The organism is Streptomyces sp. cmx-18-6 (assembly GCF_046548915.1).
Lineage (GTDB): Bacteria > Actinomycetota > Actinomycetes > Streptomycetales > Streptomycetaceae > Streptomyces.
Genome location: NZ_JAEBEP010000002.1, coordinates 151959 through 170551 on the forward strand (window position 1 = coordinate 151959; position 18593 = coordinate 170551).

The 18593-nt window shown below is 71.4% G+C and carries 18 protein-coding genes and 1 pseudogene; 15 read left to right on the forward strand and 4 right to left on the reverse strand.

Going from position 1 to position 18593, the window contains the following annotated elements:
* The first annotated feature begins 12 nt into the window (after positions 1-12).
* The 6 genes and pseudogenes from ACLJPL_RS05705 (at position 13) to ACLJPL_RS05730 (ending at position 4544) form a co-directional block, all read left to right on the forward strand.
* Positions 13-219 (forward strand): hypothetical protein, encoded by a 207-nt coding sequence (locus ACLJPL_RS05705; RefSeq protein WP_411080019.1) that lies wholly within the window; start codon positions 13-15, stop codon positions 217-219.
* A complete protein-coding gene (locus tag ACLJPL_RS05710) occupies positions 203-727 on the forward strand; it encodes a DUF6879 family protein (protein WP_411079584.1) in 525 nt (174 codons plus the stop codon). Before ACLJPL_RS05705 ends, ACLJPL_RS05710 begins: the two co-directional genes overlap by 17 nt.
* Entirely contained in the window at positions 717-1559 is an 843-nt protein-coding gene (locus ACLJPL_RS05715; RefSeq protein ID WP_411079585.1) for a helix-turn-helix domain-containing protein, read from the forward strand. Before ACLJPL_RS05710 ends, ACLJPL_RS05715 begins: the two co-directional genes overlap by 11 nt.
* A gap of 154 nt (positions 1560-1713) precedes the next feature.
* A pseudogene (locus tag ACLJPL_RS05720) lies at positions 1714-2001 on the forward strand (NUDIX domain-containing protein); the annotation flags it as partial.
* A 595-nt stretch (positions 2002-2596) separates the two neighbouring features.
* A complete protein-coding gene (locus ACLJPL_RS05725) occupies positions 2597-3013 on the forward strand; it encodes a hypothetical protein (protein ID WP_411079586.1) in 417 nt (138 codons plus the stop codon).
* A gap of 181 nt (positions 3014-3194) precedes the next feature.
* Positions 3195-4544, forward strand: coding sequence for an MFS transporter (locus ACLJPL_RS05730; protein ID WP_411080020.1), 1350 nt, complete (start codon positions 3195-3197; stop codon positions 4542-4544).
* On the opposite strand, the gene ACLJPL_RS05735 is transcribed toward ACLJPL_RS05730, so the two are convergent.
* From ACLJPL_RS05735 to ACLJPL_RS05745, 3 genes are all read right to left on the reverse strand, one after another.
* Positions 4526-6481: a serine/threonine-protein kinase gene (locus ACLJPL_RS05735; protein ID WP_411079587.1), complete on the reverse strand. Its 1956-nt coding sequence runs from the start codon at positions 6479-6481 to the stop codon at positions 4526-4528. The two genes, ACLJPL_RS05730 and ACLJPL_RS05735, sit on opposite strands and share 19 nt — an antisense overlap.
* Before the next feature lie 433 nt (positions 6482-6914).
* Positions 6915-7493, reverse strand: coding sequence for a MarR family winged helix-turn-helix transcriptional regulator (locus ACLJPL_RS05740; RefSeq protein WP_411079588.1), 579 nt, complete (start codon positions 7491-7493; stop codon positions 6915-6917).
* 11 nt (positions 7494-7504) lie between these two features.
* Complete coding sequence (locus tag ACLJPL_RS05745) at positions 7505-8125, reverse strand: type 1 glutamine amidotransferase family protein (RefSeq protein WP_411079589.1); 621 nt, start codon at positions 8123-8125, stop codon at positions 7505-7507.
* Between the two features lie 156 nt (positions 8126-8281).
* Between ACLJPL_RS05745 and ACLJPL_RS05750 the strand changes: the two genes are divergently transcribed.
* From ACLJPL_RS05750 to ACLJPL_RS05760, 3 genes are all read left to right on the forward strand, one after another.
* Complete coding sequence (locus tag ACLJPL_RS05750) at positions 8282-9655, forward strand: aspartate aminotransferase family protein (RefSeq protein ID WP_411079590.1); 1374 nt, start codon at positions 8282-8284, stop codon at positions 9653-9655.
* Positions 9656-9787: 132 nt separating this feature from the next.
* Positions 9788-10561, forward strand: coding sequence for a GntR family transcriptional regulator (locus ACLJPL_RS05755; RefSeq protein WP_411079591.1), 774 nt, complete (start codon positions 9788-9790; stop codon positions 10559-10561).
* Positions 10562-10740: 179 nt separating this feature from the next.
* Entirely contained in the window at positions 10741-11391 is a 651-nt protein-coding gene (locus ACLJPL_RS05760) for a hypothetical protein (RefSeq protein WP_411079592.1), read from the forward strand.
* A 275-nt stretch (positions 11392-11666) separates the two neighbouring features.
* Here ACLJPL_RS05760 and ACLJPL_RS05765 read toward each other — a convergent pair whose 3' ends face one another.
* On the reverse strand, positions 11667-12491 hold the full coding sequence (locus ACLJPL_RS05765) for an SLATT domain-containing protein (protein ID WP_411079593.1): 825 nt from the start codon (positions 12489-12491) through the stop codon (positions 11667-11669).
* A 379-nt stretch (positions 12492-12870) separates the two neighbouring features.
* On the opposite strand from ACLJPL_RS05765, the gene ACLJPL_RS05770 reads away from it, so the two are divergent.
* The 6 genes from ACLJPL_RS05770 to ACLJPL_RS05795 all read left to right on the forward strand — a co-directional run bounded on the left by ACLJPL_RS05770 (position 12871) and on the right by ACLJPL_RS05795 (position 18190).
* Positions 12871-13215 carry a YbaB/EbfC family nucleoid-associated protein gene (locus tag ACLJPL_RS05770; protein WP_411080021.1) on the forward strand — a complete coding sequence of 115 codons (345 nt, stop codon included), beginning with the start codon at positions 12871-12873 and terminating at the stop codon, positions 13213-13215.
* A gap of 153 nt (positions 13216-13368) precedes the next feature.
* Positions 13369-13968 carry a recombination mediator RecR gene (gene recR, locus ACLJPL_RS05775; RefSeq protein WP_411079594.1) on the forward strand — a complete coding sequence of 200 codons (600 nt, stop codon included), beginning with the start codon at positions 13369-13371 and terminating at the stop codon, positions 13966-13968.
* A 77-nt stretch (positions 13969-14045) separates the two neighbouring features.
* Complete coding sequence (locus ACLJPL_RS05780) at positions 14046-14705, forward strand: DUF5063 domain-containing protein (protein ID WP_411079595.1); 660 nt, start codon at positions 14046-14048, stop codon at positions 14703-14705.
* Between the two features lie 115 nt (positions 14706-14820).
* On the forward strand, positions 14821-15339 hold the full coding sequence (locus tag ACLJPL_RS05785; RefSeq protein ID WP_411079596.1) for an SgcJ/EcaC family oxidoreductase: 519 nt from the start codon (positions 14821-14823) through the stop codon (positions 15337-15339).
* A 356-nt stretch (positions 15340-15695) separates the two neighbouring features.
* Positions 15696-16967, forward strand: coding sequence for an aspartate kinase (locus tag ACLJPL_RS05790; protein ID WP_411079597.1), 1272 nt, complete (start codon positions 15696-15698; stop codon positions 16965-16967).
* Positions 16964-18190 carry an Asd/ArgC dimerization domain-containing protein gene (locus ACLJPL_RS05795; RefSeq protein WP_411079598.1) on the forward strand — a complete coding sequence of 409 codons (1227 nt, stop codon included), beginning with the start codon at positions 16964-16966 and terminating at the stop codon, positions 18188-18190. The genes ACLJPL_RS05790 and ACLJPL_RS05795 overlap by 4 nt, the downstream gene beginning before the upstream one ends.
* Positions 18191-18593 lie beyond the last annotated feature (403 nt).

An 18593-nucleotide genomic window follows, 5' to 3' on the forward strand; every position in this document is an offset into this window, starting at 1 on the left:
GTCGTCATGGTCATGGCTCGTGAAGAACTGACCCGGCTCACCGGCAACGGCAACGGCACGTGCGGCAAGGACGACTGCCCGAACGTCTACCGGACCGCGTCGGGGTCATTCGTGGTTCAGGGTGACGTGTCCGATGCCTTCAAGGCACCCGATGGGGAAGGACTTGTGGAGGTTCCGGAGGAGACGTTGAGGGAGGCCATTCGTGCTCTTGGCTGGTGAGGCGTGGGCTGCTCGCTTTGAGGGATTCCAGCGGGAAGCCTGGCGTCTGGAGACCCTTCCGCAGTACCTCATGCCCCAGGAGGCGGAGGAGTTCGAGGCGTTCAGGGGTGGCGCCCGCATCGATCCGGCAACCGTGTCGAACGAGTACACCGACCGGCTGCGCCGGCAAGTCGCCCAGGGACGAATCCAGGGCCGGGTCCATGTGCTGACCCGCCCGCTCTCCGACTACCTGCGGTTCGAGTTCCACCACTACTACAAGGCTCACTCGCTCGCCGGTGAGGAGATCCGCGTTCTCGACGTGACGAACCGGCCCAACCCCCTTGAGGGAGCCCAGGATTTCTGGCTGTTCGACTCTTCCGCAGTGGTGCTCATGAACTACCACTCCGATGGTCGGCAGATCAGCCGAGAGGTGTTCGACGGCGACGCTGGTCCGTTCCTTGAATATCAGCGCATCGCGGTCGAGGAGTCGGTTGCCTTCGAGGAGTACGTGAAGGGCCTTGACCTTTGATCCTGGGGCCCTGGGCCACTCCAGGTCGGACCTGGCAGCAGCACTGAAAGAGCAGCGCAGGCGGGCCGGATGGACTCAAATCCGGCTCGCCAAGCGTTGCAACATGAGTCAGACCAAGGTGAGCAACATCGAAAGCGGGAAGTTGACCCCCGCCATAGTCGATGTCGAGCTTATCCTTGAAGCTTTGGGTGCCGAGGGGGAGCCGGCTGCCGAAATCCTGGCGCTTGCCCGGTCCGCCAACACTGAGTGGCAAGATCATTGGGCGTCTCGCCGCAGGGGGTTGGACAAGAAGCAGAATGAACTGGCCCGCCTGGAGGCGGCAACCAAAGAGTTCCGCTTCTTTCTGCTCTCCATGGTGACCGGCCTGCTCGCCACGCCTGACTACGTTCGGGCGAGCATCGCTGATGTCTCGGGCGACCAGTCCAAGACCATCCTCAAGAAACTCGAACGGCAGCGCGTCCTGCTCGACGCCGGGAAGTCGTTCACTTTCCTCTTGCCTGAGCAGGCTGTCAGATGGCCCATTCTCCCGCCCCTTGCGATGGCTATGCAATGGGATCGATTGGCGTCGATTTCCCGTCTGCCCAACGTCCGGCTGGGCGTTCTCCCTCTCGCGGGTCATATCCCCGAACGGCCGCTGAACACCTTCACGGTCTATGACCGACGCCTTGCCTCCGTGGAAACCAGCACGGGGGTTTTGATGCTTCGGGACCACCGGGATGTGAACGCCTACCGAGAAGACTTCGAGAGGTACGAGGGGTATGCGGCGTGGGGTGAGGACTGCCGGAGGTTGCTGTCCGACTGGTCCATGATCTTTACCCGAGAACACCAATAGAGTGCTGAGTGCGGGCTGGGTCGGGGGATCATTTCCTCGTGCTCACGAGCCAGGAGGCGGGGCCGTGGATGCCTGGCCGTGACCCGCACCCGGCGGTCCGGGTTGAGTAAGCGGCGCAAGCGGACCCCCTCCTTGCCCTGTCGAAAGGTTGCCTGTGAAGCGCATCATCGCCCGATTGTGGAAGCTCATTCGTGGCCCTTTGCAATGGCGTGTTCTATGGCTCGCACACGCTAAATTCATGATTGGCGTGACGGGTGTGGTGCGGAACGAGGAGGGGGAAGTCCTGCTTCTCAAGCACCGCATGTGGCCCGCAGACCGCCCATGGGGACTTCCCACCGGTTACGCGATCAAGAGCGAAGAGTTCCCCGAGACCATCGTTCGAGAGGTTCGGGAGGAAACCGGCCTTGACGTCGTCCCGGGCCGGCTGGTTCAGGTGACCAGCTGCCGCTCGACCGTGTGTTGGTCGGCTGCGAATCCTCGCGTGTCGGTGCCTTCGGTGGGTTCCACCACCCGGACCAGGGCTACCGGCACCTGCAGATGGCGGCGGTCATCACCATGTACGGACCCTTGGAGCGCCGCACCCCGGAACGCCCCGCGTCGGCCCTTCTCGACCTGCTGCGCGCGTACGCCCATGACTGCCTGCACTACGGATCGCGTCGGCGGTACGTAGAAGTGGCAGGCATGCCCGTCCGCACCCAGTACGGAATCAACTACCGTCGCGCAACCGGGCAGTCCTACTCGGCTGCCGATACGCCCACTTCCTCGCGGAGTTCGCCCCCGGAGAAGAGAGCGAGTGCCATACGCGGCTGCTCGCGGCCATCATCACCGGTGACGTGACGCAGCTGGGGGCGTGGCTGGACGAACGCCACGGTCCGGGAACATTCACGGGCCTGTTCCGCACGCCGGGCTACTTCGAACCGGCCCTGACCGCGTAGGCAGAGGGGTGAGAGGGGGTTACCTCCAGGTTCTTCGGCAAGGGTGCGGGTTCCTTCTGCCCGGGGCTCAATCTTCTCGGCGGGGTATGAGACTGTCTGGTCGTGCGCGAGACGACGGGGGAGTTGAAGGCGGCCCTGGCCATGGCGTCGTCTCCTGCGTGGACGCGACGTGTGCGTGCCGGGCGTGAGCTCGCTTCCTCCGCCGATGTTCCTGAGGCTGCCGAAGCGTTGGTGGGGCTGCTGCTGGACGTCGATGACACGGCGGTGACGCGGCGGACGGCGGAGGCGTTGACCCGGGTGGGGACGGTGGCCGCCATCAGGCTCATCGCCCTCGCGGTTGCCGAGGCCGACGACAGCCGGTCCGACTGGCTGGAGACCGGAGTGCGGGACGCGCTCCTGGGCACGGGTGGCGTGCCGGGCGTCGTGGCGGCCTGCGGGGAGCTCGGCCGGGACCAGGAAGAAGCTGTCCGTCAGGGGGCCGCGGTCATCGCGGCATGGGCAGACGATTCAGGGCGTTGATCTGCTGCGGCCTCGGCCCTGTCGCAGGGCCGACGAACGTGACGGGGAGGCCGGCGGACCGAGGGGCTGGGCAGTGTACGAACGTACGCTTCAGGCGTACGATCGTACGCTCCACCTCCCGCCCCCTTTCCCCGTCTGTCGAGGCACCGCTCTCATGAAGGTCATACCGGTCGTGCCGGTCATGGACGCCCGCATCCGCCGCTGGCGCGCCGCGCTCTTCCTCTTCATGCTCGCCACGGGCGTGAGCATGGCGTCCTGGGTGGCCAGGACCCCCGCCGTACGGGACGCGCTGGACGTGACCACGGGCTCGATGGGGCTCGTGCTGTTCGGACTCTCGATCGGCTCGATGGCCGGCGTGCTGGTCTCCGGGGGTCTCGTGCGCAAGCACGGCGGCCGGCCGGTGATCGCGGTCGGGGCGGGGCTGCTCGTCGCCGGGCTGCTGGTGGTCGCCGGGGGTGCGGCGCTGGAGGTGTCCGGCGGGGTCTTCGGCGGGCTGGCGCTGTTCGGGGCCGGGATGGGCCTCGCGGAGGTGGCGTTCAACATCGAGGGCGCCGCCGTGGAGCGGACTGTGGGGCGGCCGGTCCTGCCGGTGCTGCACGGCTGCTTCAGCCTCGGGACGGTGGTCGGCGCGCTGCTGGGGATGGGGCTGACGGCGGTACGGTTCCCGGTCGGCTGGCACCTGGCGGCGGTGGCCGTGGCGGTCGCGTCGGCCGGGGTGTGGACCGTACGGGCGGTTCCGGCGGGCACGGGCCGGGAGGACGCGGAGTCCGGCGAGGGGGAGCCGGGCGGGATCCGCGGGTGGCGGGCGCAGGTGGCCGTCTGGCGCGACCGGCGGCTGGTGCTGATCGGGCTGATCGTGCTGGCCATGGCGTTCGCCGAGGGCTCCGCCAACGACTGGCTGCCGCTGCTGATGGTGGACGGTCACGGGACGAGCGCGACGGCCGGTTCGCTGACGTTCCTGCTGTTCGCCGTCGCCATGACGACCGGCCGGTTCGCGGGCGGGCCGCTGCTGGTGCGGTTCGGCCCGGCGGCCGTGGTGCGGGCGAGCGCGGTCGTCGCTGCGGTGGGCGTGGCGCTGGTGGTCTTCTCCTCCAGTGCGCTGCTCGCCGGGGCGGCCGTGGTGCTGTGGGGGCTCGGGGCCTCGCTGGGGTTCCCGGTCACGGTCTCGGCGGCGGGGGAGGGGGCGGGGGCGCGGGACGCTTCGGCCCGGGTCGCGGCGGTCTCGACGGCGGGCTATGCGGCGTTCCTGGTCGGGCCGCCCTCGCTGGGGTTCCTGGCCGACCATGTGGGCCTGCGGGGAGCGATGGTCGTGGTGCTCGTGCTGCTGGGCGGCGCGGCGCTGATCACGGGGGCGCTGCGGCGGTCGGCGGCTGCCGGTGACGGGCCCTCGGTTCAGGCGGGTGAAGTGCCTTCGGCTCGGGCCGGTGACGGGCCCTCGGTTCAGGCCGGTGAAGTGCCCTCGGCTCAGGCCGATGAGGTGCCTTCGGCTCGGGCCGGTGAAGTGCCTACGGCTCAGTCCGACCTGGTGTAGATCAGGCTCTCGCCGCTTCCGGTCGTCGCCCGGCGCAGGGTGCCGTCCGGGAGGAGGGTCAGCTCGGTGGGTTTGCCCGGGGAGCAGGAGGACATCGGGCGGCCCGAGGAGACGGTGGAGGGGCCGATGCGCACCGGGCCCCCGGACGCGGGGCCGGCGGCCAGGGGTGCGGTGAACTCGCAGTGATACGTGGCGCCCAGGGCGAGGGGGCCCTCGGCGACGAGCTTGAGGACCTGGTCGCCGACGTCGCCCTGGCTGATGGTGAGCTTCCGGGAGGACGCGCCCCGGTCGCCGGGGATCGAGCCGGACCAGGTGCCTAGGTAGTCGCTGGGGACGGCGCCGTCGCCGTTCCGCCCGGGCCCGTTCCCCTTGGCGTCGGTGGAGGTGGACGGGCCGGGGGAGGTGGGCGTGGACCCGGGCCCGTTCTTCATGAACGCGTACACCGACCCGCCCGCCCCTATCGCGACGACTATGGCGACGGCGACGAGCGCCACGGTCGCCCCGGTGGAGCGCCGGCGCGCGGGGGCGGGCGGCGGGGCGGGCGCGAAGTACGCCGGCGGGAGCGGGGTGTTGTAGGTCGGGCCGGGATTGCGGGGGTGGGCCTGCTGGTGGGGGACGCGGTTGTACGTGGTGTGGGGCTGCCGGGTGTACGGGGGTGGCGTCGGGGCCGTGGGAGCGGTCGGCGGGGCCGGGGTCGCCGGGTTGGCGGCCCGGGTGGGGAGGGCGTGGACGGCGGGGGGCTGCGCGGGGCGGGGCGTGCGGGGCGTGTCCGGGCGGTGGGGGCCACCCGGGCCACCCGGACCACCCGGACCACCCGGACCACCCGGACCACCCGGGCCTCCCGGACCACCCGGGCCTCCCGGGGCTCTTGGGGCCCCCGGACCGCCCGGACCTCCCTGGTCTCTCCGGGCTCCTGGGGCTTCCGGGGCTCCCAGGGCGTCCGGGGCTCCCAGGGCGTCCGGGCGGTTCGCGCCGGTCGGCTCCTTCGGCTCCTTCGGTCCCTCCGGGTCCTCCGCGTCGAGCAACCCCACCGCCTGGCGGCCAAGTTGGGCGAGGAGCGTGGCGGGGAGCCAGGGCTCGTCGGGGTCCGCGTCGCCCAGCCGCTCCAGGATCTCGTCCGTGGCGGGACGGGCGGCCGGGTCCTTCGCCAGGCAGTCCCGGACGACCCCGGCCAGCTCCGCCGGGACGCCGGTCAGGTCCGGGTCCTCCTGGGCGATCCGGAACATCAGGGCGTGCACCCCGCCGCTGTCGGCCGCGCCGAAGGGGAGGCGGCCGGATGCCGCGTACGCGAGGACGGAACCGAGGCAGAACACGTCGCACGCGGTGGTCACGCGCTCGCCGCGCACCTGCTCCGGGGCCATGAACCCCGGCGAGCCGATCATCGCGCCCGTGCGGGTCAGGTCGCCGTCCGCCAGGGACTCCAGGGCGCGGGCGATGCCGAAGTCGATGACCCGGGGGCCGTCGATGGTCAGCAGGACGTTGGACGGCTTCAGGTCGCGGTGGATGAGCCCGGCCCCGTGGATGTGCTGGAGGGCATGGGCGAGCCCGGAGCCGAGGAGCTGGACGGAGCGTGTCGGCAGCGGCCCGTACGCCCCCGAGTCGGTGAGGGGTGCGCCGGGGCGGCCCGAGACGACGCGCTGGAGGGTGGGCCCGGCGACGTAACCGGTGGCGACCCAGGGGACGGGGGCCTCGGTGTCGGAGTCCAGGACCGGGGCGGTCCAGGCGCCGCCGACCTGGTGCGCGGCGCGGACCTCCTGGCGGAAGCGGGCGCGGAACTCGGGCTGCTCGGCGAGTTCGCGGTGGACGAGCTTGAGGGCGACGGTGCGGCCTCTTTCGGAGCGGGCGAGGAAGACCTGGCCCATGCCGCCTTCGCCGAGGCGGCCGAGGAGGCGGTAGGCGCCGATGCGGTGCGGGTCTTCGGGCCCGAGCTTGTCCATGTACGTTTCCTCCCCCTGCGGCCCGCACGAGGATAGCGCCGCCTGGGTGCGGGGCGGGTGGTCCTGCGGGCTTCCCGTCTACGACACGGTTCTTCCCGCCCCCGGTTCCGCCCTCAATCGCCGGGCGGGCTGTCGGGCGGGCTTGTATCGGCGGCACCGCCCTCCGCCCTCGGGGTTCCGTCCTCAAACGCCGGACGGGCTTGGGTGACCCGGCCCCTTCCAGCCCAGCCGGCGCGGGGCGGGCGCGCCCGTCTCAGCCCGTCCGGCGTTTGAGGGCGGAACCCTCGATGGCGCGGGGGCGGTGCGCACATCAAGCCCGTCCGGCGCTTGAGGACGGAACCGGTGATGGCACGGGAGCGGCATGCAGACGGGGGCGGGGCTCCGGCGGAGCCGAGTGGTCAGGCGCGGCCCCGCCAGGCCGAGGGTTCCGCCCTCAAACGCCGGGCGGGCTGGGATGGGCCCCGGGCCCACCGGAAGAGTCCCCGGGCGGGGTGGACGGGGCCGGCCGCCCGCCGGGAGAGGCCCCGGGCCGGCTGGAAGGGGCCGTCACCGACTCCACCGCCCCCGACAACCGCTCCAGCACCCGCACCGTCTCCGCCAACCCCTCGTCCCCCAGCTCCTGAGCCAGCCGCGCCGCGAACTCCGCGTGTGCCGGGTTGATCCGGCTGTTCGCCTCGCGCCCCGCAGCGGTCGGCCGGAGCAGCTTGGCGCGGCGGTGGGCCGGGTTCTCCACGTACTCCGCGAGCCCCTGCCCGACCAGGAGGTCCGCGATCCGCTGCACGCTCTGCCGGGTGATCCCCATCGCCCGCGCGATCCCGGCCACCGGCAACGGCTCCGGCAGCACCGCCCCCAGCACCTGCCACCAGGCCGCCGTCAGCCCGCTCGGTCTGGCCAGCTCCTCGGCCACCGACAGGAACTGCCCGTTCAGCCGGAACACCGTGAGCGCGGTCCGGCTCAGCAACTCCTGCCGCCCCGGCGCCTCCTCCGTACCGCTGTCCGTTCCCCCGCTCACTCCGCCCGCGCTCACTCCGCCCCCGCCCCCTCCTCCGTGCCCTCCAGCACCTCGTACGCGCTCGGGTCCGAGTCGTGGAACAGCCGGTACCAGGCGTCCAGCTTCTTCGGCCCGTACACCCCGAGCAGCCCGAGCACCTCCCGCGCGAGCGCCACCGGCTCCGTGGGCCCGGCCGTGATCAGCCCGCCGTCCGTGACCGCGTCGGCCTCCACGTACCGCTCGCCACCCCCGTACCCCGTCGCCGCCAGGTAGAAGGAGACCGCGCTCGTGTGCGCCCGGTCGTCGAGGAGCCCCTCGCGGGCCAGTCCGGCCGTCGCCCCGCAGATCGCCGCGACCGGCGTCCCCGCGTCGAGGAAGGCGCGGGCGGTGCGGGCGAACGGCGCCAGGTCGTCCCCCGCGTCCCAGAGCCCGGCCCCGGGAAGGACGAGCAGCGCGCTGTCCTCGGGCCGCAGCTCCGCGAGCGCCAGATCGGGCTGGACGCGCAGCCCGCCCATGCTGGTCACCGGCTCCAGGGTCGGCCCCACGGTCCGCACGGTGTAGCCGTTCTGGGCGAGGAAGGCGGTCGTGTGCCCGGTCTCCCAGTCGGCGAGGGTGTCGTACACGGCGAGGTGGACTGTCGTTCCGCTGGTCATGACTGCCTCCCGGTGGGTTCAATTGACAGAATCCTGTCATGAAGACAGCTTGCTGTCAATGGCGAAATCCTTGCCCCGACACCCTGCCGACCCCCGGGCCCCACGCCGTACAACATGGCCATGGAGCCCGCCCCCACCAGCGCCTACGCTCGCCGCATGACCCCTCATGCCCCTCATGCCCCGTCCGCCGACCCCGCGGCCGGTGCGGCCGTGAAGGCCGCGGACCGCGCGCACGTGTTCCACTCCTGGTCCGCCCAGGGCCTCATCGACCCGCTCGCCGTCGCCGGCGCCGAGGGGTCCTACTTCTGGGACTACGACGGCAACCGCTACCTCGACTTCACCAGCGGGCTCGTCTACACGAACATCGGCTACCAGCACCCCACCGTGATCGCCGCGATCCAGGAGCAGGCGGGGAAACTCGCCACGTTCGCGCCCGCGTTCGCCGTCGAGGCCCGCTCCGAGGCCGCACGCCTCATCGCCGAGCGCACCCCGGGCGACCTGGACAAGATCTTCTTCACCAACGGCGGGGCCGAGGCCGTCGAGAACGCCATCCGGATGGCGCGCCTGCACACCGGCCGTACGAAGGTGCTCTCCGCCTACCGCTCGTACCACGGGGCCACCTCCACCGCGATCAACCTCACCGGCGACCCCCGCCGCTGGCCCTCCGACAACGGCTCGGCCGGCGTCGTACGCTTCTGGGCCCCGTTCCTCTACCGCTCGCCGTTCTACGCCGGGACCGAGGCCGAGGAGTGCGCCCGCGCGCTCCAGCACCTGGAGGACACGCTCGCCTTCGAGGGCCCGTCCACCATCGCCGCGATCATCCTGGAGACGATCCCGGGCACGGCCGGCATCATGACCCCGCCGCCGGGCTATCTGGCGGGCGTCCGCGAGATCTGCGACCGGTACGGGATCGTGTTCGTACTGGACGAGGTCATGGCCGGATTCGGCCGCACCGGCGCGTGGTTCGCCGCCGACCACTTCGACGTCGTACCGGACCTGCTGACCTTCGCCAAGGGCGTCAACTCCGGTTACGTGCCCCTCGGCGGCGTCGCCATCAACGCCGAGATCGCCGCCACCTTCGAGACCCGCCCCTACCCCGGCGGCCTCACCTATTCCGGCCACCCGCTGGCCTGCGCGGCCGCCGTCGCCACCATCGGCGTGATGGAGGACGAGAAGGTCGTCGAGAACGCGGCCCGGATCGGCGAGAGCGTCCTCGGCCCCGGGCTGCGCGAACTCGCCGAACGCCACCCCTCGGTGGGCGAGGTGCGCGGCCTCGGCACGTTCTGGGCGCTGGAGCTGGTCCGCAACCGCGAGACCCGCGAGCCGCTCGTCCCGTACAACGCCTCGGGCGAGGCCAACGCGCCCATGGCGGCCTTCGGCGCGGCGGCGAAGCGGCAGGGCCTGTGGCCGTTCATCAACATGAACCGCACCCACGCCGTCCCCGCCTGCAACGTCACCGAGGCCGAGGCCAAGGAGGGGCTCGCGGCGCTGGACATCGCGCTGACGGTGGCCGACGAGCACACGGTGTGAGCGACCGGGCACCCTGACGTACATCTCAGGCCCCCGCCGTGCCCGAAATCGGGCACGGCGGGGGCCTGGCTTATGGTGACCCGAGCTGAAATACGGCCGACGACATCCGGTCGACGAACGGGAAGGCCGCCCATGAGCCCGAGCGGAGGCGTGACCCGCAGTACGCTGCGCCAGCAGATCGCCGACGCGCTGCGCGACGAAGTGCTGGCCGGGCGACTGCGCCCGGGCCGCGAGTTCACCGTCAAGCAGATCGCGGAACAGTACGGGGTCTCCGCGACCCCCGTCCGCGAGGCGCTCTTCGACCTCTCCGCACAGGGGCTGCTCGCCTCGGACCAGCACCGGGGCTTCCAGGTCCGCGAGTTCACGATCCGGGACTACCGGGCGATGGTCGAGGCCCGCTCCCTGGTCGTCGAGGGCATCTTCCGCAGCCCCGCCGACCAGGTCGCCGTCCGGCGCGAGGCGCTCGGCCCGATCCGGCGCCGGGCCTCGGAGGCGGTCCGCGCGGCGAAGGGCGGCGACCTCGACGTGCTGATCGGCTACGACCTCCGCTTCTGGCGGGAGCTCGGGGGCTTCGTCCTCAACCCGTACATCACCGACTTCCTCGCCAAACTCCGCGTCCAGGCATGGGTGTTCGCCGTGCACCGGCTGCGCGGCGAGCACCCCGACGAGCACGTGCTGTGGTTCGGCCACGAGGAGCTGGTCGAGGCCATCGCGGGCGGCGACCGGGACGGGGTGCTCGCGGTGATGCACACGTACTACGACCACGCCCTCGCCTGGGCGGACCACTTGGAGGCCCGGGAGGCGAGGGAGGCCGGCGAGGACCGGGAGGCGGGCGAGGCGAGGGAGGCGAGGGAGGCCCGCGCGGCCCGGGATGCGATGGAAGCCCGGGGGCCCCGGGAAGAGTAGAAGGCCCAGGGGGCGAGGGAGGCCGGCGAGGCACGGGGGCGAGGGAAGCCCGCGAGGCCCGGGGGACGACGAAAGCCCGCGAGGACCGGGAAGAGTAGAAGGCCCGGGCACTGTGCGCGAGGTTCGCCTCGCATTACGCTGTTCCGACGATCGCCCGAACCGTTGGAGAGCGAGACTTCGTGGCCTGTGACCTGTGGCTGGTCCCCCTCGTCGATGTGCTGTGCCACAGCCCCGACAACCCGTTCGCCGAAGAGATCGCCGTCTACGACCAGGCGCTGAACGACGCGGGACTGCCGTCCGTCCCCGTGTTCGCCTACATGCCGGGCCTCAACGGGGACGTCGCACCCGTGGCGGGCTTCGACTACGACGCCCTGCACTTCCTGCGCCGCGCCTATCTGCTCCAGCTGAGCGGCCTCGCCGTCACCCCGGTCGCCGGTCTCGACGGCGACTACGAGCAGTTGCTCGAGATGTTCGAGCAGACGGCGCAGCAGTCGCACCTGGTCTGGCACTACGACCACGCCGGGGCGTACGTCCCGGTCGACTTCCCGGTCCCGCTGTCGAACGACGCCCTGCTGGCGGGCGGCGGCCCGCTGGGCTCCTCGCACGGGCTGCTGCGGGAGCTGGAGTACGTGGCCCCGTCCATCGGCATCGACCCGGCGAACCCTCCGGCCGCCCCGCAGCCGCCCGCCGGTCCGACCGAGCTGGAGGAACCGGCGGGCCCGATCCCGTACGACGACAGCCCCTTCGCCCGCGAGCGACACGTCTGGCTGGGCCTCCACGCGGCGGCGACCCGCTCCCTGGCCCAAGGCTCAATGATCATCTTCAGCTGACCTCCCCTCCCCCCCCCCCGCAGCTCACCCGCGCTCGACCCAGCCCGTCCGCGTGCCCGCACCCAGTCCGTCGCATCCGCGCTCGATCCAGCCCGCCCACGTGCCCGCGCCCGGTCCATCGCATCCGCGCTCGATCCAGCCCGTCCGGCGTTTGAGGACGGAACCCTCACGACGTGGCTCCCGCGCCGCCGGACCGGCACATCAAGCCCGTCCGGCGCTTGAGGACCGGGGCCCCGGGGGCCGCGCCCCCGGACCCCCGCCACGCCCCCGGCCCCCTACCGCGGCGACTCCGGCGGCCGCTGCCGAGGCATGTTCGGCCGGGCCGCCACGGACGGCATCGAGAACCGCCCCGGCATCCCCCCCGGCTCCGCCCGCCCCCCCGCGCTCCCGGTGACGAGCGCCTGCGTCCCCATGGGCGCGGGCCCCGCCCGGAACTCCACCATCCAGTCCGCCGTCTCCGACCGCACCAGCTCGGTGATGTCCTCCGAGAACCGCCGCAACACCCCGAGGCACCGCTCGGCGGCCTCGCTGGCCGTGCCCTCGGTCGGCCCGAGCGTCTCCCGTACGCACTCCGAGGCCCAGTCGAACTGGAGCACCTGGAGCCGCCGCTGCACCGCCTGGGCCGTGGCGAGATTCCTTATCCAGCCGGAGGTGAGGCCGAAATACCGGTCGCAGGCCATGCACGCGGCCCCCAGCAGCAGCGACAGATAGCCCCACCCGGCCGACCCGCTCAGCGCGCCGGTCAGGTCGAGCAACGGCAGCGCGGCCCCCGCGACGACTCCGCCGGCGGTGCCCAGCCGCAGGACCCTGGCCCCCCGGCGCTTCCACACCCGGTCGTTGAGATACCAGTCCGCCGTGGCCAGCGCGCCGGACTCGACCCAGCGGTAGAGCTCGTCGAGCCGTTCGGCGGGCTCGCCCCAGTCCCCGCGGGGGAAGGCGCGCCCGGTCAGATCACGCCCGCCGGCCCCGGAGCCCCCGAACCCCCCGGCTGCCGCACCGGTCCGGGAGCCAGGAGCGGAACGTTCCGCTCCGATCTCACCGGAACCCGCGTCGGACTCCTTGCGGGGCGGCCCCTCGGGCTGCATCTCCGGCTGACTCACCGGGGCACTCCTCTGCACTCTGACGGACGGGACGGGCGCGCGGGGCCTCCTCCCGGGGCTGCTCTCGCCCGGGACGGCCTCGGCGGGGGGCGGAGCGGTCCGTGCGACCGACGGCGACCCTCCGCAGGTTACTCTGCGTCACCATGCATGCGCGCATGCGTATCGATGTGCACGCTCTTCCTACCGCCGAATGGTGGGCCGTGGAGTCGAAATCGCGGGAATACCGCCTGCACGGGGCCGCTGGTCAGGTATAGGAGCCCTCGCGGCGGTCGGTGAATCTCACCCGAAAGAGTTGCTGCCCGGTGGGTGGAGCGCGGTGACCGGGGACCACGTAGGCTCGGCTTACCGAAACATTTGTCGTCGAATGCCAGGAGTGACCGTGATTCCCGGTGGTGGCCAGCCCAATATGCAGCAGTTGCTCCAGCAGGCCCAGCAGATGCAGCAGGACCTCGCCGCGGCCCAGGAGGAGCTGGCGAGCGCCGAGGTCGACGGACAGGCGGGCGGTGGTCTCGTGAGGGCCACCGTGACCGGCTCCGGCGAGCTGCGGGCCCTCGTGATCGACCCCAAGGCCGTGGACCCGGAGGACACCGAGACGCTCGCCGACCTCGTGGTGGCGGCCGTCCAGGCGGCCAACGAGAACGCGCAGGCGCTCCAGCAGGAGAAGCTCGGCCCGCTGACGCAGGGCCTGGGCGGCGGCGGCTCCATCCCCGGCCTGCCGTTCTGACCCGGCGGGCCGCCCGGAGTCGACGCCGGGGGCCTACTGGTACCGCCCCGTACCCACTACGGTACGAAGCAGGAAGCGCCGCGGCAGGAGGCGTCGGAGCGGGAAGCGTCGGAGCAGAAAGCCTCGGAGCAGGAAGCAAAGGAAGGCGTTCCGTTGTACGAAGGCGTTGTTCAGGACCTCATCGACGAACTGGGCAGGCTGCCCGGCGTCGGTCCCAAGAGCGCGCAGCGGATCGCCTTCCACATCCTCCAGGCCGAGCCCACCGACGTACGCCGACTCGCCCACGCCCTCCTGGAGGTCAAGGACAAGGTCCGGTTCTGCGCCGTGTGCGGCAATGTCGCCCAGCAGGAGCAGTGCGGGATCTGCCGCGATCCGCGCCGCGACCAGACCGTCATCTGTGTGGTCGAGGAGCCCAAGGACGTCGTGGCGATCGAGCGGACGCGTGAGTTCCGGGGCCGTTACCACGTGCTGGGCGGGGCGATCAGCCCCATCGAGGGCGTCGGCCCGGACGACCTGCGCATCCGCGAGCTGCTGGCCCGCCTCGCGGACGGCTCCATCACGGAGCTGATCCTCGCGACCGACCCCAACCTGGAGGGCGAGGCCACCGCGACGTACCTGGCGCGGATGGTCAAGCCGATGGGCCTCAGGGTGACCCGGCTGGCCAGCGGCCTGCCGGTCGGCGGCGACCTGGAGTACGCCGACGAGGTCACGCTCGGCCGCGCGTTCGAGGGGAGGCGGCTGCTGGATGTCTGACGCCACCGCCGTACGGGCCCCTTGTGTACTGCCGTCTGCTTCACCGTCTGTGACCGCGCCCACGGGAGGTCCCCTCGATGTCTGACGCCACGCTGAACTCCGTCACGCAGGACCCGGGCGACTTCGCCGTCCAGATCGCGGACCAGATCAAGACGTTCATCGTCGCGGTCACCGAGGTGTCCAAGGTCGGCGAACCCGAAGAGGCCGTTCCGGTCCTGCTCCTCCAGGTCTCGCAGCTCCTGCTCGCGGGCGGCCGCCTCGGCGCGTACGAGGACGTCCTCCCCGACGAGCGCTACGAGCCCGACCTCGGCCCCGAGCCGGACGCGGACGGCCTGCGCGAGCGGTTCGCGGTGCTGCTGGAGCCGATCGACGTCTACTCCGAGGTCTTCGACCCGTACGAGCCCCGCAAGGCCCCGGTCCCGCACCGGATCTCCGACGACCTGGCGGACCTGGTCACCGACCTGGGCCACGGCCTCGCCCACTACGAGGCGGACCGCACGGCCGAGGCGCTGTGGTGGTGGCAGTTCTCGTACTTCTCCAACTGGGGCTCCACCGCCTCCGCCACCCTGCGCGCCCTCCAGTCCCTGGTCGCCCACATCCGCCTGGGCCAGCCCCTGGAGGAGCTGGACGGCCTCGACACCGACCAGGACCCCGGTGAGGAGGACCTGGCGGAGGAGGCGGGCCGCGTCATGCTCCAGGAGATCGCGGGACCGCTGGGGCTGCGGCCGGTGAAGTAGGGCGCGCAGGGGTTACGGGGGAGGGTGCGGGTTCCCCTTGACCCCAACCGTGCTTGAGGGCTGAGGCTCGGGTCTGTCCGGACCGACCGGCATCGCTCGGCACGAGGAGACCCGCATGAGCAACAGGACTTCGGCCCCCGCCCCCACCGTTCTCGGTGTGCCCGCCCCGCAGGAGGACGTCGACGCCATCGTCGCGTTCGTGGCCGCCGTGCAGGACGCCCAGCACAAGGCGCTGCCCGAGGCGTTCCTCGGCGGCTTCCGTGAGGACGCCATCTGGACGACGGCCCACGGCAAGCGGCTGACCGGCCTGCCGGAGATCGGCGCCTTCACCCGCAAGGTGCTCCCTCCGCAGGCGGACTCCCCGGTGAAGGCCACGTACACGGTCGACCTCATCCTCTTCATCCGGCCCGACGTGGCGGCGGTCAAGATCCGCCAGCGCCCGGTCGACCTCGACGGCGTGTTCCTGGACGAGATCTTCCGCGGCCAGGAGGACCCCTCCGAGCTCATCGCCGCCCACCCCGAGGCGGTCCCCGGCACCCCCACCTACGTCCTGGCGAAGGACGACGGGGTCTGGCGCGTCGCGGCCGCGCAGAACACCCCGGTCATCGACGTGGAGTCGCTGACGGCGGTCTGATCCGGCCGGCGGCCCCGGCGCGAGGACCGACCCGGCCGGCGGCCCCCGCGCGACGGCTGACCCGGCGCGACGGCTGACCCGGCCGGCGGTCCCGGCTCGCGCCGTGCTCCCGGACGGTGTGAGCTGGAAGGTGTGAGCCGGCGGGTGCGACCGGGCGGATGGGTTGGCACGTGTGGGCTGGACCACAAAAGGGAGTGCTCTCGTGCTGGGTGGGCAGCAACCCCGTACGAGCAGTTCGGGACGACACGCCGTACCGGGTGATGAGCGGGACATCTCATCATCTGGTATGGACGGGTCGATTCCGGACTGCTCGTTAGACTGAGCCGACCGCAGTAATGATTGAGCGAGGAGCGCACGTGGGCCTTGTCGTGCAGAAGTACGGAGGCTCCTCCGTAGCCGATGCCGAGGGCATCAAGCGGGTCGCCAAGCGCATCGTCGACGCCAAGAGGAACGGCAACCAGGTGGTTGTCGTGGTGTCCGCGATGGGCGACACGACGGACGAGTTGATAGATCTCGCCGAGCAGGTTTCGCCGATCCCTGCCGGCCGTGAGTTCGACATGCTGCTGACCGCCGGCGAGCGGATCTCCATGGCCCTGCTGGCGATGGCGATCAAGAACCTGGGCCACGAGGCCCAGTCGTTCACGGGCAGCCAGGCCGGTGTCATCACCGACTCGGTCCACAACAAAGCGCGCATCATCGACGTCACGCCGGGCCGCATCCGGACCTCGATCGACGAGGGCAACATCGCCATCGTCGCCGGGTTCCAGGGCGTGAGCCAGGAGGGCAAGAACATCACCACCCTCGGCCGCGGCGGGTCGGACACGACCGCCGTCGCGCTGGCGGCGGCGCTGGACGCCGAGGTCTGTGAGATCTACACGGACGTCGACGGCGTCTTCACCGCGGACCCCCGGGTCGTGAAGAAGGCGAAGAAGATCGACTGGATCTCCTTCGAGGACATGCTGGAGCTGGCCGCGTCCGGCTCCAAGGTGCTGCTGCACCGCTGCGTCGAGTACGCACGCCGTTACGACATCCCGATCCACGTCCGCTCGTCCTTCTCCGGACTGCGCGGAACCTGGGTCAGCAACGAACCGCAAGGGGACCAGAAGGTGGAGCACGCGATCATCTCCGGAGTCGCCCACGACGTCTCGGAGGCCAAGGTCACCGTCGTCGGCGTCCCGGACAAGCCGGGCGAGGCGGCCGCGATCTTCCGCGCCATCGCGAACGCCGAGGTCAACATCGACATGGTGGTGCAGAACGTCTCCGCCGCGTCGACCGGCCTGACGGACATCTCCTTCACCCTCCCCAAGTCCGAGGGCCGCAAGGCCATCGACGCCCTGGAGCGGGCCAAGGGGACCATCGGCTTCGAGTCGCTGCGCTACGACGACCAGATCGCCAAGATCTCCCTGGTCGGCGCGGGCATGAAGACCAACCCGGGCGTCACCGCCGGCTTCTTCGAGGCGCTGTCCGACGCGGGCGTGAACATCGAGCTCATCTCGACGTCCGAGATCCGCATCTCGGTGGTCACCCGCGCCGACGACGTCAACGAGGCCGTGCGCGCCGTGCACACCGCCTTCGGCCTCGACAGCGACTCCGACGAGGCCGTCGTCTACGGGGGCACCGGCCGATGACCGCACGCCGCCCTTCGCTCGCGGTCGTCGGTGCGACCGGGGCGATCGGCGGCGTCATGCTCCGGATCCTCTCGCAGCACGCGGACGTCTGGGGCGAGGTCAGACTCATCGCCTCGCCGCGCTCGGCCGGCCGCAAACTGGTCGTGCGCGGCGAGGAGAGCGAGGTCCTCGCGCTCGCCGAGGACGTGTTCGACGACATCGACGTGGCCCTCTTCCTGGTGCCGGACGCGGTGTCCGCCCACTGGGCCCCGATCGCCGCGGCCCAGGGCGCCGTCGTCATCGACGACTCGGCGGCCTTCCGGCTCGACGACGACGTACCGCTGGTCGTCCCGGAGATCAACCTCCACGCCGTACGGAACAGGCCGCGCTCCATCGTCGCGTCCCCGAACTGCACCACGCTGTCGCTGATCGTCGCGGTCGGCGCGCTGCACGCGGAATTCGGGCTGCGCGAACTGATCGTCTCCTCCTACCAGGCGGTCAGCGGCGCGGGTCGGGACGGCGTCGCCGCCCTGCGCGAACAGCTGTCGCTGGTGGCCGGTACGGAGCTGGGCACCCATCCCGGGGACGTACGCAGAGCCCTCGGCGGCGGCTCCGGGTCCGGGGCCGGTTTCGGTTCCGGGTCGCGGCCCGGTTTCGGCTCCGGGTCGGGGGACGGCTCCCGGGGCAGACCGGGCGCCGGTGACGGCTTCCGAGGCAGACCCAGAGACGGCTTCGACGACTTCAACGGCTCCGACAGCTTCGACGGCGGCACGGTGAAGAGCCCCTTCGCCGCCCCCGTGGCCCTGAACGTCGTGCCGTGGGCCGGCTCCGACGCCGGGGACGGCTGGTCGTCCGAGGAGCTCGCGATCCGTGAGGAGTGCCGCAAGGTCCTGAACCTGCCGGACCTGCGGACCACGGCGACCTGTGTGTACGTCCCCGTCATCGCGGCGCACTCGATGTCCGTCCACGCGCGCTTCGAGAACGAGGTCACCGTCGAGCGGGCCCACGAGATCCTGGCGACCGCGCCCGGCGTCGTGCTCTTCGACAGCCCCGCGTCCGGCGATTTCCCGACCCCGTCCGATGTGGTGGGCACCGATCCCACCTGGGTCGGCCGGGTGCGGCGTTCGATGGACGATCCCCGGGCCCTGGAAATGTTCCTTTGCGGCGATAACCTCCGCAAAGGGGCCGCTTTGAACGTGGCGCAGATCGCCGAATCCGTGGCCGCCGAATTCCCCCGCGCCTGAGCGAACCCGAGCGAACCATTGGCCGGACCCGGCGAACCCGATTGGTCGAACCTGTTTTGTAGGATCTGTGAACGCCCTATGAGCAATTACCTGGTCTGAACCTCTTGAGCTGGGGCGTTGTCATATCCGACGATGATCTCCCGGCCTTCTGCAACCGCATGTCGGCCGGGTGGCGTCTATGCCGTCGCTTCTTGCTTGACGGGACGCGCTTACGGGGCATTTGGGGAAGAGCAGGTACGTATGAGGGCATGTCGCACAGCGTCGAACGCGGTGCCGTACGCGTACAACCCTGACGGGGGGCAGCGTGTCCAACAGGCGTGGCAGAGGTTCTCGACATCACAGTGGCGGGCCCGTTGCGAGGCGCGACCGTGCGTCCGCTCCGGAGGCCCCGCGTGCCCGGCGG

What these genes read in the sequence shown, in the direction of transcription:
- ACLJPL_RS05705 (WP_411080019.1), top strand. Translation starts at nt 13, where the DNA reads ATGGCTCGTGAAGAACTGACCCGGCTCACCGGCAACGGCAACGGCACG.
- ACLJPL_RS05730 (WP_411080020.1), top strand. Translation starts at nt 3,195, where the DNA reads ATGGACGCCCGCATCCGCCGCTGGCGCGCCGCGCTCTTCCTCTTCATG.
- ACLJPL_RS05735 (WP_411079587.1), bottom strand. Translation starts at nt 6,481, where the DNA reads ATGGACAAGCTCGGGCCCGAAGACCCGCACCGCATCGGCGCCTACCGC.
- ACLJPL_RS05745 (WP_411079589.1), bottom strand. Translation starts at nt 8,125, where the DNA reads ATGACCAGCGGAACGACAGTCCACCTCGCCGTGTACGACACCCTCGCC.
- ACLJPL_RS05750 (WP_411079590.1), top strand. Translation starts at nt 8,282, where the DNA reads ATGACCCCTCATGCCCCTCATGCCCCGTCCGCCGACCCCGCGGCCGGT.
- ACLJPL_RS05755 (WP_411079591.1), top strand. Translation starts at nt 9,788, where the DNA reads ATGAGCCCGAGCGGAGGCGTGACCCGCAGTACGCTGCGCCAGCAGATC.
- ACLJPL_RS05780 (WP_411079595.1), top strand. Translation starts at nt 14,046, where the DNA reads ATGTCTGACGCCACGCTGAACTCCGTCACGCAGGACCCGGGCGACTTC.
- ACLJPL_RS05785 (WP_411079596.1), top strand. Translation starts at nt 14,821, where the DNA reads ATGAGCAACAGGACTTCGGCCCCCGCCCCCACCGTTCTCGGTGTGCCC.
- ACLJPL_RS05795 (WP_411079598.1), top strand. Translation starts at nt 16,964, where the DNA reads ATGACCGCACGCCGCCCTTCGCTCGCGGTCGTCGGTGCGACCGGGGCG.